Annotated in this window: 1 protein-coding gene; it reads left to right on the top strand. The window is 70.7% G+C overall.

Going from position 1 to position 1415, the window contains the following annotated elements:
* Nucleotides 1-160 precede the first annotated feature (160 nt).
* Nucleotides 161-1390, top strand: coding sequence for an IS701 family transposase (locus ACTWPW_RS64190; RefSeq protein WP_375112422.1), 1230 nt, complete (start codon nucleotides 161-163; stop codon nucleotides 1388-1390).
* Nucleotides 1391-1415: the final 25 nt, after the last annotated feature.

The raw sequence follows: 1415 nt of genomic DNA on the forward strand, positions 1-1415 counted from the left end.
CTAGTACTCCAGCGACACTTTGCGATCTTGAGGGGTCGGGGTCGCATGGCGACGGCCACCGCGTGATCATTCGGAGTTTGTGAAGACAACCAAAGATCGTGCGGTGACCGCGAGCCACAGCGTAGACCCTGACGGCTGGATGGTCATCTTCAACGAGCTGATGGCCCGGATCGCCGGCCGGTTCGGCCGCGTCGAACCCCGTCGCGCCGCGACCGCGTACGTGCGCGGGCTGCTGGCCGACATTGACCGTAAGAACTGCTGGAACCTGGCCGAACACGCTCAGCTGAGCGGGCCGCAGACGTTGCAGCGGTTGCTGCGCACCGCCCGCTGGGACGCCGATCAGGTGCGCGATGATGTCCGGGACATCGTCGTCGACCGGCTCGGCCCCGGCGGCGTGCTGATCGTGGATGAGACCGGTTTCGTCAAGAAGGGCACCGGATCGGCCGGGGTGCAACGGCAATACACCGGCACCGCGGGCCGCATCGAGAACTCCCAGGTCGGCGTGTTCCTCGCCTACGCCACTCCGGCCGGGCGGGCGCTGCTGGACCGGCGGCTCTACCTGCCGGAGCACACGTGGCTGGCCGACCGCGGGCGGTGCCGGGCGGCCGGCATCCCGGACGAGACCGGCTTCGCCACCAAGCCCGCGCTGGCCACCGCCATGGTGCTGGCTGCGCTGGAGGCGGGGGTGAGCGCTCCTTGGCTGACCGGCGATGAGGTCTACGGCCAGGACCCGCGCCTGCGCGCCGCCCTGGAGCAGCGCCGGATGGGATATGTGCTGGCCATCGCGGGCAACCGGCGCGTCGAGCTCGAGGGGGTTCAGGTGAGCGCGGCCGAGGTTGCCACGCGCGTGGCCGACCGGCACTGGCACCGCTACCGCGCCGGCCAGGGCGCCAAAGGGCCGCGCTGGTATGCCTGGGCCTGGGCCCGGATCGACGAACGCGAGGCCCAGGGCTGTCGGTGGTTGCTGATCCGGCGCAACCTGACCACCGGCGAGCTGGCGTTCTACCGCTGCTACGCGCCCGCCCGGCAGCCGCTGACGGCCCTAGTCAAGATCGCAGGAGCCCGGTGGGCGGTGGAGGAGTCCTTCCAGGCTGCCAAGGGCCAGGTCGGCCTGGACCACTACCAGGTGCGCGGCTGGACGGCCTGGCACCGTCACATGACCCTGGCTCTGCTCGCCCTGGCCGTGCTGACGGCCATCGCCGCCGCCCAGCCACCCAGCACCGCCGACGACCGCATCCCGCTGACCCTGCCCGAGATCCGCCGGCTGCTCGCCGCACTCGTGCTGACCCGGCACCGCTCCGTCGCGGATCTTCTGCGCTGGTCAGACTGGCGCCGACGCCACCAGGCCACCGCCCGGCACTGCCACTACCAGCGCAGATCCGAACCATGATCGCGAAGTGTCACTGGAGTACTAG

Origin of the sequence: Nonomuraea sp. KM90, from assembly GCF_052246675.1 — a bacterium.
In the GTDB taxonomy this organism is placed as follows: domain Bacteria; phylum Actinomycetota; class Actinomycetes; order Streptosporangiales; family Streptosporangiaceae; genus Nonomuraea.

Excerpts from the sequence above, each read along its gene's own strand:
- ACTWPW_RS64190 (WP_375112422.1), top strand. The coding sequence starts at position 161 with ATGGCCCGGATCGCCGGCCGGTTCGGCCGCGTCGAACCCCGTCGCGCC.